This is a genomic window from Actinocorallia sp. B10E7, assembly GCF_039871655.1.
GTDB lineage: Bacteria > Actinomycetota > Actinomycetes > Streptosporangiales > Streptosporangiaceae > Actinocorallia.
In genome coordinates, this window is the sequence record NZ_JBDPLZ010000009.1 from 129554 (window position 1) to 143787 (window position 14234).

The 14234-nt window shown below is 71.1% G+C and carries 15 protein-coding genes; 12 read left to right on the plus strand and 3 right to left on the minus strand.

Going from position 1 to position 14234, the window contains the following annotated elements:
- Positions 1-267 carry a hypothetical protein gene (locus tag ABGB12_RS27435; RefSeq protein ID WP_347682350.1) on the minus strand — a complete coding sequence of 89 codons (267 nt, stop codon included), beginning with the start codon at positions 265-267 and terminating at the stop codon, positions 1-3.
- An 88-nt stretch (positions 268-355) separates the two neighbouring features.
- On the opposite strand from ABGB12_RS27435, the gene ABGB12_RS27440 reads away from it, so the two are divergent.
- On the plus strand, positions 356-742 hold the full coding sequence (locus tag ABGB12_RS27440) for a luciferase family protein (RefSeq protein ID WP_347682351.1): 387 nt from the start codon (positions 356-358) through the stop codon (positions 740-742).
- Positions 743-753: 11 nt separating this feature from the next.
- On the opposite strand, the gene ABGB12_RS27445 is transcribed toward ABGB12_RS27440, so the two are convergent.
- On the minus strand, positions 754-1419 hold the full coding sequence (locus ABGB12_RS27445; protein WP_347682352.1) for an HNH endonuclease family protein: 666 nt from the start codon (positions 1417-1419) through the stop codon (positions 754-756).
- Between the two features lie 99 nt (positions 1420-1518).
- On the opposite strand from ABGB12_RS27445, the gene ABGB12_RS27450 reads away from it, so the two are divergent.
- From ABGB12_RS27450 to ABGB12_RS27470, 5 genes are read left to right on the plus strand one after another with little or no spacing between them, the layout of a single operon-like run.
- On the plus strand, positions 1519-2469 hold the full coding sequence (locus ABGB12_RS27450) for a DUF389 domain-containing protein (RefSeq protein ID WP_347682353.1): 951 nt from the start codon (positions 1519-1521) through the stop codon (positions 2467-2469).
- 32 nt (positions 2470-2501) lie between these two features.
- Positions 2502-3392 (plus strand): ABC transporter ATP-binding protein, encoded by an 891-nt coding sequence (locus ABGB12_RS27455; protein ID WP_347682354.1) that lies wholly within the window; start codon positions 2502-2504, stop codon positions 3390-3392.
- The gene (locus ABGB12_RS27460) at positions 3389-4294 is read left to right on the plus strand and encodes an ABC transporter permease (protein ID WP_347682355.1); all 906 of its coding nucleotides are present in this window, start codon (positions 3389-3391) and stop codon (positions 4292-4294) included. Before ABGB12_RS27455 ends, ABGB12_RS27460 begins: the two co-directional genes overlap by 4 nt.
- Entirely contained in the window at positions 4294-5205 is a 912-nt protein-coding gene (locus ABGB12_RS27465; RefSeq protein WP_347682356.1) for an ABC transporter ATP-binding protein, read from the plus strand. Before ABGB12_RS27460 ends, ABGB12_RS27465 begins: the two co-directional genes overlap by 1 nt.
- Positions 5202-5918, plus strand: a complete 717-nt coding sequence (locus tag ABGB12_RS27470) for an ABC transporter permease (RefSeq protein WP_347682357.1) — start codon at positions 5202-5204, stop codon at positions 5916-5918. Before ABGB12_RS27465 ends, ABGB12_RS27470 begins: the two co-directional genes overlap by 4 nt.
- A gap of 29 nt (positions 5919-5947) precedes the next feature.
- Here the strand turns inward: ABGB12_RS27470 and coaA are convergent, their stop codons facing one another.
- Positions 5948-6889: a type I pantothenate kinase gene (gene coaA / locus ABGB12_RS27475; RefSeq protein WP_347682358.1), complete on the minus strand. Its 942-nt coding sequence runs from the start codon at positions 6887-6889 to the stop codon at positions 5948-5950.
- Between the two features lie 72 nt (positions 6890-6961).
- Between coaA and glmS the strand changes: the two genes are divergently transcribed.
- The 6 genes from glmS (at position 6962) to alr (ending at position 14227) form a co-directional block, all read left to right on the plus strand.
- A complete protein-coding gene (gene glmS / locus ABGB12_RS27480; protein WP_347682359.1) occupies positions 6962-8806 on the plus strand; it encodes a glutamine--fructose-6-phosphate transaminase (isomerizing) in 1845 nt (614 codons plus the stop codon).
- Between the two features lie 64 nt (positions 8807-8870).
- Positions 8871-9797, plus strand: a complete 927-nt coding sequence (locus ABGB12_RS27485) for an ABC transporter ATP-binding protein (protein ID WP_347682360.1) — start codon at positions 8871-8873, stop codon at positions 9795-9797.
- A complete protein-coding gene (locus tag ABGB12_RS27490; RefSeq protein WP_347682361.1) occupies positions 9794-10837 on the plus strand; it encodes an ABC transporter permease in 1044 nt (347 codons plus the stop codon). The genes ABGB12_RS27485 and ABGB12_RS27490 overlap by 4 nt, the downstream gene beginning before the upstream one ends.
- Positions 10838-10948: 111 nt before the next feature.
- Entirely contained in the window at positions 10949-11302 is a 354-nt protein-coding gene (locus ABGB12_RS27495; protein WP_347682362.1) for a holo-ACP synthase, read from the plus strand.
- Positions 11299-12819 (plus strand): NAD(P)H-hydrate dehydratase, encoded by a 1521-nt coding sequence (locus ABGB12_RS27500; RefSeq protein WP_347682363.1) that lies wholly within the window; start codon positions 11299-11301, stop codon positions 12817-12819. The genes ABGB12_RS27495 and ABGB12_RS27500 overlap by 4 nt, the downstream gene beginning before the upstream one ends.
- 292 nt (positions 12820-13111) lie before the next feature.
- On the plus strand, positions 13112-14227 hold the full coding sequence (gene alr / locus ABGB12_RS27505; RefSeq protein ID WP_347682364.1) for an alanine racemase: 1116 nt from the start codon (positions 13112-13114) through the stop codon (positions 14225-14227).
- Positions 14228-14234: the final 7 nt, after the last annotated feature.

The following is a 14234-nucleotide window of genomic DNA, read 5'->3' on the forward strand; positions in this document are numbered from 1 at the left end:
TCAGGAGGTGATGTCGAGCTTTCCGACCTTCAGGTGGGCTATCTCCACGGTGCCCGCCTGAAGGTGCTCGACGAGCGCCTTCTTGACGGCGAGCCTGCCGATGGCCAGCGCCCCCAGGGCGACGGCTCCGACGGCCAGCGACCCGAGCGCGGCCGAGCCGAGCGCGGCGCCGAGCCCGACGCGCAGGCCGGCCGCCTCCGCACCTATCGCGCGCGCCCCTATCGCCCGTTCTGTCCTGACCTTTTCTCGTTCAACTTCGGCTTCCATGCTCGGCATTCTCTCCGATGAAATCCCTGCGTAACGATTCGAGACCTGAAGGTTCCCGAAAGGCGGTGGATCGGGTGACTATAGGCTTATGGACGTCGGCGTGAACGCGGCAGGTCCCTTTTCCCAACGAGTGTTGACGCTTACTCGCACGTGGCCGAATGTCACGGTCCAAAAAGCGGATTGCGGCCGCGGCGCGGCCCTGGTGTCCGCCGGGTGCCAGGTGGTGCACCTGCACGGGGGCGACGAGGCCGAGCTGCTGCTGGGCGAGAAGAGCGTCGCCCGGCTGAGCCCGGTGCTCGGTGAGTCGGGCAGGGCGTGGCTCGACGACAGGTCCGTCCGGCTCCGGCTGGACGGGGACAGCGACGTCAGGATGCTGTTGTCGCTGCTCAGCCTCGCCATCAAGGGATGCGTCGACGACGAGTGCCATGGGAACGATCCATGGTGCCGGATCGGCAGAAGCGCGGCCGTCTGCTGAACGGATCGCGGTCAGCAGGTCTTCAGGAAGCCGCCGAGGGCGGTGTGGTCGGCCTTGGTCACCGGCAGCCCGTACTTCTTGGCGACCGTGACGAACATGCCCGCGTAGGTGCACTGGTAGTCGGCCGGGGGTTTCCACTCACCCGGTCCCGAGTCCCCCTTCTGCTGGTTGGGCCGTCCCGAGACGGCCAGCAGGTTGAGGGGGTCGTTGGCGAACTCCGCGCGCCGGTCCGCGGACCACCCGTCCGCGCCCAGCCGCCAGGCCAGGGCGAGGGGGTAGATGTGGTCGATCTGGACCTGCGAGGGCCTGGTGCGGGTGAAGGAGACCTTCTCGTCGCTGTAGGGGTCGTCTTCCAGGGTGCCGGTGAGGACGATGCAGCCGTCGTCCTTCTTCGTCACCGAGACGAGGTCGCGCGCGAGGATGTCGTTGCGGGTGTCGCAGCCGTTGCCGTCGACGTCCTTCCACGGGGTGCCGAACGCCCTGCGGTCGTAGCTCGACGCGTTCCGCTCGTCCTCGATCTTCAGTGAGCCGAGGTCTTCGAGCGCGCCCTTGGAGTCGGTGCCGGAGGTGCCGGGGGTGCGGGAGGAGGAGGGGTCGGGGGAGTCGGTGCCGAGTTCGACGCTGCAGCCGCCGAGCAGGAGGACGGCGCTGGCAGCCAGGGCGAGGGGCCGAAACATCACCGCTCCTACGTTTTCTTGTGGTGTGTCGAGATTATGGGGATTTTAGATTATCGGGAGAGACTGCCACGGCGTCCCCCGATCCGCCACCATGGCGGCATGATCCATCTGAGGTCGATCGTGCCGGACGGCCGGACCGGCGAGGTCGTCGCAGGCCTCACCGACAACCCCGGCGTCACCAATCTCGTCGTGCTGCCCGGAGCCGCCAAGGACCCCGCCGGCGATCTCGTGCTGTGCGACGTGGCACGGGAGGCCGCGGACGGGGTCATCGAGGACCTCAAACGGCTCGGCCTGGGCGCGGACGGCTCGATCTCCATGGACCAGGTGGAGCTGACGATCTCGGAGTCCGCGGAGGAGGCCAGGCGGCGCGCCCCCGGGCACGGCGACGACGCGGTGATCTGGGACCACCTGCACCGCGGGCTCTCCGAGAGCACCCGGCCGACCTGGACGTTCTTCGCCTTCCTCATCCTCGCCACCCAGCTGGCCGGGATCGCCGCGTTGCTGGACTCGCCGATCCTCATCGTCGGCGCGATGGTGCTCGGACCGGAGTTCGGGCCGATCGCCGCGATCTCCAGCGGGCTGCTCTTCCGCCGCTGGACCGAGGTCGGCAGGGCGGCGGGGATCCTGGTGGTCGGCTTCGCCGCCGCAGTCGCGGTGACCTTCGCCTGCGCCTGGGCCGGCGACCTGCTGGGCATCGTGGACGTCTCGGAGCTGCCCAAGGAGCGGCCGCTGACCGGCTTCGTCTACTCGCCGGACCGCTGGTCGTTCATCGTGGCGGTGCTGGCGGGCGCGGCCGGGGTGCTGTCCCTGACGTCGGACAAGTCCTCCAGCCTGGTGGGCGTGTTCATCTCGGTGACCACCGTCCCCGCCGCGGGCAACCTGGCGGTGGCGCTGGCGCTGGGGCACGAGTCGGAGATCCGGGGCTCGGTCCTGCAGCTGCTGGTCAACATCCTGGGCATGATCATTGCCGGGACGGCGACACTGCTCGTGCAATGGTGCGGCACCAGGCTCCTCCTGAAGAGGACCGGACGTCGCTCTCACGGGGGATGACTCAGGCATGCGGGGCTTCTAGCCTGTGCGTCATGCCGATCATCGCCACCCGGGACCTCACCATGAGGTTCCCCGGGGTGACCGCGCTGGACGCGTTGAGCTTCACCGTCGAGCCCGGTGTCACCGGACTCGTCGGCGCCAACGGCGCGGGTAAGTCCACCCTCATCAAGATCCTGCTCGGGCTGCTCCCACCGACCGCCGGCCGGGCCGAGGTGCTCGGGCACGACATCGCCACGGGCGGCGCGCGGATCAGGGAGCAGGTCGGGTTCATGCCCGAGTACGACTGCCTTCCCCCCGACGTCTCGGCGACGGAGTTCGTCGTCCACCTGGCGAGGGTGTCGGGGCTGCCCGCCACGGCGGCCCGGGAGCGCGCCGCGGACGTGCTGCGCCACGTGGGCCTCCACGAGGAGCGGTACCGGCCGATGGGCGGCTACTCGACCGGCATGAGGCAGAAGGTCAAGCTCGCGCAGGCGCTCGTCCACGACCCCCGGCTGGTCTTCCTCGACGAGCCCACCAACGGCCTGGATCCGCGGGGACGCGACGAGATGCTCGCGCTGATCCGGCGGATCGGCGCGGAGTTCGGGATCAGCGTGCTGGTCACCTCCCACCTGCTCGGCGAGCTGGAGCGGATCTGCGACAACGTCGTGATCATCGACGGGGGGAAGCTGCTGAGCTCCAAGTCCGTCTCGGCCTACACCGAGGCCAGCGGCCGGCTGCTCGTCGAGGTGGAGGAGGGCCGGGAGGCGCTCGCGAGGCGCCTGGCCGAGCAGGGCGTCTCCGTCCGCCCGGACGGGCGTCACCTCGTCGTCGACCTCGCCGGGGAGGAGACCTACGACCGGATCCGCGACGGGGTCGCCGACCTGGGCCTCGCACTCGTCCGCCTGGAACAGGCCCGCCACCACATCGAGGAGGTGTTCCGGTGAGCACCGCCATCCACGACATCGGCTACCGGCACTACGACGGTCCGCGCCTTGGCCGCGCCCACACGGTGCGCGCCCTCTACCAGTACAACCTGCGGTCCGTCTTCGGGCTCGGCAGGGGCCCGCGGGCCAAGATCCTGCCCATGATGATGGTGGCGTTCATGCTCCTCCCCGCGGCGGGGGACATCGCGATCCTGTCGTTCGCCAGGACGCCCGAGGCGCTGATCGACTACTCGATGTACGCGTTCTACCTGCAGATGATCATCGCGATCTTCCTCGCGACGCAGGCGCCGGTGATCGCCTCCCGGGACCAGCGGTTCCGCACCGTCCCGCTGTACTTCTCCCGGCCGGTCGGGGCGTGGGACTTCGTCCTGGCCAAGTTCGCGGCCTTCGTCACCGCGCTGCTGCTGCTCGTGGCCGTCCCCGTGACGCTGCTGCACCTGGGCTTCCTGACGATGCGCGGGACGATGATCGAGCACGGCTCCAAGGGCGTGCCGTCGGTGGTGGACCAGACCGGCTACTACCTCGCCGCGCTCGTCGGCTGCCTGCTGCTCGCGCTGGTGCTCTCGTCGTTCGCTCTGCTCATCGCGGCCTTCACCCCCCGGAGGGGCTTCGGGGTCGCGGCGGTCATGGCCGTCTACCTGATCTCCAACGTGGTCGTGCTGATCATCCAGGTGGTGAGCCTGGGGAACGGCGACTACGACCTGGCCGGGTGGGCCAACCTGCTCACCCCGTTCAGGTTGGTCGACGGCGTGCAGGCCCGGCTGCTGGGCGCCGACATCGGCGTCCGCGGCGACAGCGTGCCGCCCGCCGGGTCCGGCCCGGTGTTCCTGCTGGGGTGCCTGGCCGTGATCGGCGGCTCCCTGGCCCTGCTGACGCGACGGTTCCGGAAGGCGGGTGCGTGATGAGCGCCATCCAGATCGAGGACGTCTCCCGCTGGTACGGCAACGTGGTGGCCGTCAACGGCGTCACGATGACGATCGGCCCCGGCGTCACGGGGCTGCTGGGCCCGAACGGCGCGGGCAAGTCCACGCTGATCCACATGATGGGCGGGTTCCTGGAGCCCTCCTCGGGGGGGCTGACGCTGGACGGGGAGCCGATCTGGCGCAACCCGTCGGTGTACCGGCACATCGGCCTGGTCCCCGAACGGGAGAGCGCCTACGACTTCCTGACCGGTGAGCAGTTCATCGTCTCGATGGCCAAGCTGCACAGGCTGCCGGACCCGGAGGCGGCGGCGCGCCGGGCCATCGGGCGCGTCGAGATGGACTACGCGGCGGCGCGTCCCATCGGCACCTACTCCAAGGGCATGAAGCAGCGGATCAAGATGGCGTCCGCGCTGGTCCACGACCCGGCCGTGCTGCTGCTGGACGAGCCGTTCAACGGCATGGACCCGCGCCAGCGGCTGCAGTTGATGGACCTGATCAGGGAGATGGCAGCCGAGGGGCGCACCATCTTGTTCAGCTCCCACATCCTGGAGGAGGTCGAACGGCTGGCCACCCACATCGAGGTGATCGTCGCCGGCCGGCACGCGGCCTCGGGTGACTTCCGGGAGATCCGGCGGCTGATGACCGACCGGCCGCACCTCTTCGCGATCCGCTCCTCCGACGACCGCGCCCTGGCCGCGGCGATCATCGCCGACGGCTCGGCCCGCGCGGTCCGCCTGACCGACCAGGGGCTGGAGGTGGAGACCGCCGACTTCGCGCGCTTCACCCGGCTGGTCCCCCAGCTGGCGAAGAAGGCGGAGATCCGGCTGTGGGAGGTCTCCCCGTCCGACGAGTCCCTGGAAAGCGTCTTCAGCTACCTGGTGGGAAAGTGAACACGACCATCGCTTACATCACGTTCCGCGGCATGCTGGGACGCAGGCGCGCGCTGCTCCTGTTCTTCCTGCCCGCCGTCCTCCTGCTGTTCTCGGTGGCCCTGCGGGCGCTCGGCGACGACAGCCTGGACTCGGCCTCGGCCGTCCTGTGGACGTTCGGCCTGGCCGTCCTGCTGCCGCTGGTGGCACTCATCGCCGGGACCGGGGTCATCGGGCCCGAGATCGACGACGGCCAGATCATGTACATCCTGACCAAGCCGATCTCACGCGCCTCGGTGATCATCACCAAGTACCTCTGCGCGATCGTCCTGATCTTGGCCTTCACGGTCCTGCCGGTCTGGCTGGGCGGCGCGATCATGCTGGGCCCGGGCTCCGACCTGCCCGCCGCGTTCGCCGTCGGCGTCCTGGCCGGCGGCGTCGCCTACGGCGCGGTCTTCGTCGCACTGGCCGTCGTCAGCCGCCAGGCCGTCACCATCGGCCTGATCTACGCCCTGGTGTGGGAGGGCCTCATCGGCACCTTCGCCCCCGGCACCCAGGTCCTGTCCGTCCAGCACTGGTCCCTGGCGATCATCGATCGCCTGACCTCCAGCACCACCGTCAACGCCGCGGTGAGCCTGCCGGTCTCCGCGGTCCTGCTGATCCTGGTCACCGTCGGCGCGCTGACCCTGGCCACCGCCCGCCTCCGCACCCTCACCCTCGCCTCGTCCGACTGACGTCCCCGCCGAAGGCCCGTCCGGGCCGGTCAGATCCGGCGGAGGCGGATGCGCTGGATGGAGTGGTCGGGGGCCTTGTGGAGGACGAGGGTGGCGCGGGCGCGGGTGGGGAGGATGTTCTCGTGGAGGTTGCGCTCGTTGACCTCGTACCAGATGTGGCGGGCGAAGTCGATGGCCTCGTCGTCCGTCTGGGAGCGGGCCTGGTCGTGGAAGTAGGAGCGGGGGTCCGAGAAGCGGGTCTTGCGCAGGGCCAGGAAGCGTTCCAGGTACCAGCGGCGGATGTGCTCGACCTTGGCGTCGACGTAGATGGAGAAGTCGAAGTAGTCGGAGACCGACAGCGAGCCGGTGGGAGGCACCTGGAGGACGTTGATGCCCTCCAGGATGAGGATGTCGGGGGTGCGGACGGTCTGCCGCTCCCCCTTCAGGATGTCGTACTCCAGGTGGGAGTAGATCGGGATCGTCTGCTCCCTGGCGCCGGCCTTGATCCGGGAGATGAAGCGCAGCAGGGCGCGGCGGTCGTAGGACTCGGGGAAGCCCTTGCGGTTCATCAGGTCGCGGCGGACCAGCTCGGCGTTGGGGTAGAGGAAGTTGTCGGTGGTGACCAGCTCCACCCGCGGGTGTTCGGGCCAGCGGGCCAGGACGGCCTGGAGCAGGCGGGCCACGGTGGACTTGCCGACGGCCACGCTGCCCGCCACCCCGATGATGAACGGAGTGGGGCGCACCGACTCGTTCAGGAAGGTGCTGAGGGTGTCGCGCAGGCCGCTGTCACCGGTGAAGAAGAGGTTCAGCAGCCGGGTCAGCGGCAGGTAGACGTCCTCCACCTCGTCGATGCTGAGCGGATCGCCCAGCCCCCGCAGAGCGTCGAGATCCGCTTCGGCGAGGGTCAGGGGGGTGTTGGCCCTCAACTGCTTCCAGGTGTCGCGGGAGAACTCGACGTAGGGGCTGGGAGTGGGCTCCCAGGGCGTGCTCATGGAAGACGAGGGTAACCAGAGGGTGAGGAGGCACAGGTCGGCGGCACCCCTGTACCAGATAGTCTGGCCGCCATGTGCGGAATCGTGGGTTACGTCGGCGGGAAGCAGGCGCAGCAGGTCGTGGTGGACGGCCTGGCCCGGCTGGAGTACCGGGGGTACGACTCGGCGGGGCTGGCTCTGGTGGTGGACGGGAAGCTCGCCACCGCCAAGAAGGCCGGGAAGCTGATCAATCTGCGCAAGGCGCTGGAGGAGGAGCCGCCTCCGGCCTCCACCATCGGGCTGGGGCATACCCGGTGGGCCACCCACGGCGCGCCCAACGACTCCAACGCGCACCCGCACGTGGACTGCGGCGGCCGGATCGCGGTGATCCACAACGGGATCATCGAGAACTTCGCCGAGCTGAAGGCCGGTCTGCTGGAGAACGGGCACGGTTTCGGCTCCGAGACCGACACCGAGGTCGTCGCCCACCTCCTGGAGGAGGAGGTCGGCGCCGGGCGGGACCTGCCCGAGGCGATGCGCCGGGTCTGCCGCCGGCTGGAGGGCGCCTACACCCTGGTGGCGGTCGACGCCCAGGACCCGGAAGTCGTCGTCGGCGCCCGCCGCAACTCCCCGCTGGTCGTCGGCAAGGGCGACGGGGAGAACTTCCTCGCCTCGGACGTGGCCGCGTTCATCGAACACACCCGCGACGCCATCGAGCTGGGCCAGGACCAGGTGGTGGAGCTGCGCCGCGACGGCGTGAGGGTCACCGACTACGAGGGCCGCCCCGCCGAGGTGCACGAGTACCACGTCGACTGGGACGTCTCGGCCGCCGAGAAGGGCGGCTACGACTACTTCATGCTCAAGGAGATCGCCGAGCAGCCGAAGGCGGTCGCCGACACGCTGCTGGGCCGCATCGGCGCCGACGGGCGGCTCCACCTGGACGAGATGCACATCACCGACCAGCAGCTCCGCGAGATCGACAAGATCATCATCATCGCCTGCGGCACGTCCTACCACGCGGGCCTGATCGCCAAGTACGCCATCGAGCACTGGGCCGGGCTGCCCTGCGAGGTGGAGGTGGCCAGCGAGTTCCGCTACCGGGACCCGATCCTCACCCGCTCCACCCTGGTGATCGCGATCTCCCAGTCCGGCGAGTCCATGGACACGCTGATGGCCGTCCGGCACGCCCGCGAGCAGAAGGCCCGCGTGTTGTGCATCTGCAACGTCAACGGCTCGACGATGCCGCGCGAGTGCGACGGCGTGCTCTACACCCACGCCGGCCCCGAGGTGGGCGTGGCGGCGACCAAGACGTTCCTCACCCAGCTGGTGGCCGTCTACCTGATCGCCCTCTACATCGCCCAGGTGCGCGGCACCAAGTGGGGCGACGAGGTCTTCGCCATGGTCCAGCTGCTGGCGACCATGCCGGAGAAGGTGGAGAAGGTCCTGGAGACCATGGAGCCGGTGCGCGAGCTGGCCCGCTCCCTGGCGGGCGAGAGGTCCGTGCTGTTCCTGGGCCGCCATGTGGGCTTCCCGGTCGCGCTGGAGGGCGCGCTGAAGCTCAAGGAGCTGGCCTACATGCACGCCGAGGGGTTCGCGGCGGGCGAGCTGAAGCACGGGCCGATCGCGCTGATCGAGGAGGGGCTGCCGGTCATCGTGGTGGTGCCGCCCCGCGCCAGGGACGTGCTGCACGACAAGATCGTCTCCAACATCCAGGAGATCCGGGCGCGCGGGGCGCGGACCATCGTGATCGCCGAGGAGGGGGACGACACCGTGGTGCCCTACTCCGACACGCTGATCGAGGTGCCGGCCGTGCCGACGCTGCTGCAGCCGCTGGTGGCCACCGTGCCGCTGCAGGTGTTCTCCTGCGAGCTGGCCACGGCCAAGGGTCACGACGTGGACCAGCCGCGAAACCTGGCCAAATCCGTCACGGTCGAATAGAACACCGCGAACCAGCCGCCCGCCCTCTCCGTCTGATCAAGACGAGAGGGCGGGAGGCGGGTCGGTGGAAGACGAAGCAGGTGTGTACGCGCGCGGCGTGACGCGCGCGTTCGGGCCCGTGCAGGCGCTGCGCGGGCTCGACCTGACCGTTCCGTACGGTCAGGTGACGGCGCTGGTGGGAGCCAACGGAGCGGGCAAGACGACCCTGCTTCTGATCCTCGCCACCCTGCTCGCGCCCGACTCCGGGGAGATCAGGGTGGCCGGCTGCGACCTGCGGACGGACCCCGAGCGGGCCCGGATGTCGCTGGGATGGATGCCCGACACGTTCGGGGCGTACGACCAGCTGACCGTCGCCGAGTACCTGGAGTTCTTCGCGGACGCCTACGGGCTGTCGCCCGCGGAGGGTTCCGGGCGGGTCGTCGAGCTGCTCCAGCAGGTGCACCTGCTGGAGATGTCCCGCCAGCCCGTCCACGTGCTCTCCCGGGGGCAGAAGCAGCGGCTGGGGCTCGCGCGGGCGCTGGTTCACCGGCCGAAGGTGTTGCTCCTGGACGAACCCGCCTCCGGGCTGGACCCGCGCTCCCGGATAGAGCTGCGGGACCTGCTGCGCTCCTTGGCCGCCGAAGGCGCGGCCGTGCTGATCTCCAGCCACATCCTGAGCGAGCTGGAGGAGATCGCCGACCGGGTCGTCCTGGTGGACCAGGGGGCCACGGCGGGTGAGCACGAGATCACGAAGCTCACAGCCGAGGCCCAAGGGCTGTGGCGGGTGCGCGCCCTGGAGGAGGAGCCCCTCACCGCGGCGCTGGACGCCAGGGAGGTGCCCTGCCGGACGGTACCGGGGGCGTCCGGCTTGGACGTCGGGCCGCTCACCGAGCGCGAAGCGGCCGTGCTGCTGGCCGAGCTGGTGGGCGCGGGGGTCCGCGTCGTCTCCTACGCGCCGGTCGGGGGCGCGCTCGAATCGGTCTATCTCGCGATGACGGAGGACCGCACATGACGGTTCGGGGAACGCTCCTGGTGGCGCGTCTGGAGTTCCGCACGCGGCTCCGGACCGGGCGCTGGAAGGTCCTGTTCGGGGTGTGGTTCGCGGTCCTTGCCCTGTTCAGCCTGCTGTTGCGCGTCAATCTGGGCTCGGAGGACGCGGACGAGGACGGCATCGTGATGTTCGGGGTGCTGCTGTTCTTCGTCCTGCTGCTCATGATGCTGATCAGCCCGGCGCTGACGGCCCAGTCGATCAACGGGGATCGGGAGCGGGGCCTGCTGGCGCCGCTGCAGACCACCCGGCTGACCCCGCTGGAGATCGCCTCGGGCAAGCTCCTGGCGGCCTGGGCCGTCGGTCTGGCGGTGCTGTCCCTGGCCCTGCCGTTCATCGCCTGGCCCGTCCTGGAAGGCGACGTGAGCCCGGTGCGCGGAATCGTCTGCGTCCTGGTGACGGCGCTGCTGATCGGGGTCGTCTGCGCCTTCTCCCAGGCTCTGTCGGCCCTGGTCGTCCGGAGCGTGACGTCGGCGCTGCTGTCGTATCTGGCGGTCTTCGCGCTGATGTTCGGGACGCTCGTCCTGTTCGTGCTGACGCTGCCGCTCGTCACCACCACGGAGTACCACGAATCCGACCTAAAAGGGACATACTCCGTGAAGAAGGAGCACACCGAGTACACCTGGTGGATCCTCGCGCCCAACCCGTTCGTCATCCTGGCGGACGCCGCTCCGGCCATCCCGCGCAGGCTCGTCTGCGATGAGGGGAGCCGGCTCCTCCCCTCGCCCGACGAGCAGCCCACAGAGAAAGGGTGCTACTACGCCTCCCGGCCCGAAGACGACCCGCTCGGCCCGATCGGCGAGGAAGTCCGCCAGGCACGGGTGGGGGAACAGAAGACCGGCGAGTCGTACAAGGCTTACGAGAAGCGGCTGGAGGACGCGCCCGCCGTCTGGCCGTACGGCCTGGCGGCCAACCTGCTCCTGGCCGCGGGCTCCCTGGCGATCACCGCGAGACGGCTGCGGGCCCCCGCGGCGCACCTGCCGCGGGGAGTACGCGTGGCCTGACCGCCCGAGGGCCCGCGTCCGGCCCTCGTGAAGGGCGGGCCTCCGGGGCGCGGCGGGCCGGTCGTCCACAGAGGGCCGGAGGCGTGGCGAGAGTTCCCGTACGATCGAGGAGTGATCGTTGGAGTGGGCATCGACGTGGTGGACGTGGCCCGGTTCGAGGCTTCGCTGGAGCGGACGCCGCAGCTGAGGGAACGCCTGTTCACCGAGGAGGAGCGCGGGCTCCCCGTGTTGTCGCTGGCGGCCCGCTTCGCCGCCAAGGAGGCGCTGGCCAAGGCGCTGGGGGCGCCGCCCGGACTGCGCTGGACCGACGCGGAGATCCGCAAGGAGCCGTCGGGACGTCCCACCCTGCACGTCAGGGGCACGATCGCCGAGTTCGCGGCACCGCTGGGGATCACCTCCTGGCACGTGTCGCTCAGCCATGACGGCGGCATCGCCACCGCCGTCGTCATCGCGGAGGCGTCATGAGGCACGCGCATTCGGTGGAGAAGGTCCGCGCCGCCGAGGCGGAGCTGATGGCCCGGCTGCCGGAGGGCGCGCTGATGCAGCGGGCCGCGGCGGGGCTGGCCTCGGTCTGCGCCCGGCTGCTGGACCGGGTCTACGGGACGAGGGTGCTGCTGCTGGTCGGCAGCGGCGACAACGGGGGCGACGCGCTCTACGCGGGCGCCCGGCTGGCTCGCAGGGGAGCGCGGGTCACCGCGGCACTGGCCTCGCCCCGGGCCCACGAGGAGGGGCTGGCCGCCCTGCGCGAGGCGGGCGGCCGGGTGCTGTCCTCCGCTCGTCTGCAAGAGCCGACTTCCACGGACGGCGGGGCGGCCGCGGCGTTCGCCGGCACCGACCTGGTGATCGACGGGCTGACCGGGATCGGCGGGCGGGGCGCGCTGCGCGGGCTCTACGCCGCGCTCGTCCGCGCTCTGCCCGAGGACGCGGCGGTGGTGGCCTGCGACGTGCCGAGCGGCGTGGACGCCGACACCGGAGAGGTCGAGGGCGAGGCGGTCCGCGCGGACGTGACGGTGACCTTCGGCACGCTCAAACCCGGCCTGCTCATCGATCCGGGAGCCGCGCACGCCGGGGTCGTCGAACTGGTCGACATCGGCCTCGATCTGCCCGAACCCGACGTGGTCGCCTTCGCCACCGCCGATGTGCGGCTGCCGCGCCCCCTGCCGGAGAGCGACAAGTACCGCAGGGGAGTGGTCGGCATCCTGGCCGGCGGCAGCCAGTTCACCGGGGCCGCCGTGCTGGCGGTCGGAGGCGCCCTGCACGGCGGCGCGGGCATGGTGCGCTTCGCCTCGTCCGCGCCGGTCGTCGAGCTGGTGCGCCGGCGCTGGCCGGAGGCGGTCACCACGTCCTTGCCGTCGGCCCTGCCGTCAGAAGAGCCGAGCCTGGAGCCGGTGGGCCGCGTGCAGGCCTGGGTGGTCGGCCCCGGCCTGGGCGTGGACTCCCGCGCCCGCGGCCTGGTCCACGCCGCCCTGCGGTCCGACGTGCCCGTGCTGGTCGACGCCGACGGACTGAACGTGCTGGCCGAGATGCCGTCCGCCCTCCGCCGGGGGCTTCTGGACCGGGCCGCCCCCACCGTCCTGACCCCGCACGCCGGCGAACTGGCCCGTCTCCTCGGCGCCGACCGCTCCGACGTCGAGGCCCGCCGCCTGGCCCACCTCCGTCGGGCCGTGGACGAGCTGGGCGTCACCGTCCTCCTCAAGGGCTCCACCACCCTGGTCGCCTCCCCCGGCGTCCACCCGGTCCTGGCGAACCTCACCGGCACCCCCTGGCTGGCCACCGCCGGCACGGGCGACGTCCTCTCCGGCCTGATCGGAGCCCTCCTCGCCACCGGCCTGCCCGCGGCCGAGGCCGCCGCCCACGGCGCCCACCTCCACGGCCTCGCCGCCCGCCTGGCCGCCGCCCCCGACCCCGCCCTGTCCGCGGCCCCCATCACCGCCTTCGACGTCCTCACCGCCCTCCCCGCCGCCCTCCGCCACCTCCCCTGACCCTCTCCGCCCGGCCGGCATGCGAGCGCCCGGATCCGCGGCTTCCGGGCCTGCGCCGCCGTTTTCCGAGCCGCGGGTCCGCCGCCGGGTGAACGCGGCGCTGGATCCGCGGACCTCCGGTCCCCGGACCGCTGGATCATGGACGGGTCGGCGTCGCCTGATCAGGATTCGGGGACGGGTTCTTTTCCGGTGCGTCACGAAGGCTTTGCACCGGTGTGATTTCGAAGGGAAAAGCGGTGTGAGCTGGGAGGGAGGCCGGGGGAGGGGCGGAGGTGAGGCAGACTGGGGGACCATGAGGTATCCGACGCGTGCGCTGGTGGAGCTGTCGGCGATCCGTGAGAACGTGCGGCTGATCCGAGAGGCGGCGGGCGGAGCCGAGGTGATGGCCATGGTGAAGGCCGACGGCTACGGGCACGGGGCGGTGGCCGCGGCGGGGGCGGCGCTCGCGGGCGGGGCCGGGCGGCTCGGGGTGGCCTACGTCGAGGAGGCGCTGGCGCTGCGGGAGGCGGGGATCGACGTTCCCGTCATGGCGATGGTGTGCACCCGGGGTGACGAGTACGAGCGGGCGGTCGCGCGGGGAGTGGAGTTGGGGGTCGGCGGGCCCCGGCTGCTGGAGGAGGTGGCCGCGGCGGCGGGCCGCGCCGGACGGGCGGCACGGGTCCATCTGGCGGTCGACACCGGCATGACCAGGGGCGGGGCCACCACGGCGGACTGGCCCGGGCTGGTGGACCTGGCGCTCAAGGCGCAGGCCTCCGGCGAGGTGGAGATCGTCGGGATCTGGTCGCACATGGCGTGCGCGGACGAACCGGAGCACCCGTCGGTCGGGCGGCAGATCAAGGTCTTCCGCGAGGCGGTGGAGCTGGCCGAACGGGCCGGGGTGCGGCCCGAGGTGCGGCACCTGGCGAACTCGGCGGCGGCGCTGTACCTCCCGGACACCCGCTGGGACCTGGTGCGGCCCGGGATCGCGATCTACGGGCTGTCCCCCGCGCCGGGCCTGCCCGATCCGGGGCTGCGCCCCGCCATGACGGTGACGTCGGAGATCGCTTTCACCAAGCGGGCGGCGGCGGGCAGCGGGGTGTCCTACGGGCACCTCTACACCACGTCGAAGGACACGAACGTGGCGCTGGTCCCGGCCGGTTACGCCGACGGAGTGCCGCGCAACGGCTCCAACGTTCTGGAACTCCTCGTGGGCGGGGCCCGGCGCCGGATAGCGGGCCGGGTGTGCATGGACCAGTTCGTCGTCGACCTCGGCGACGACGAGGTCCGTGAGGGAGACGAGGTGGTCCTCTTCGGCCCCGGCGACAGGGGCGAGCCCACCGCCCAGGACTGGGCCGAGGCGACCGGGACCATCTCCTACGAGATCGTGACGAGGATCGGCGGCAGGGTGCCGCGTATTCATCTGGACTGAACCCCCC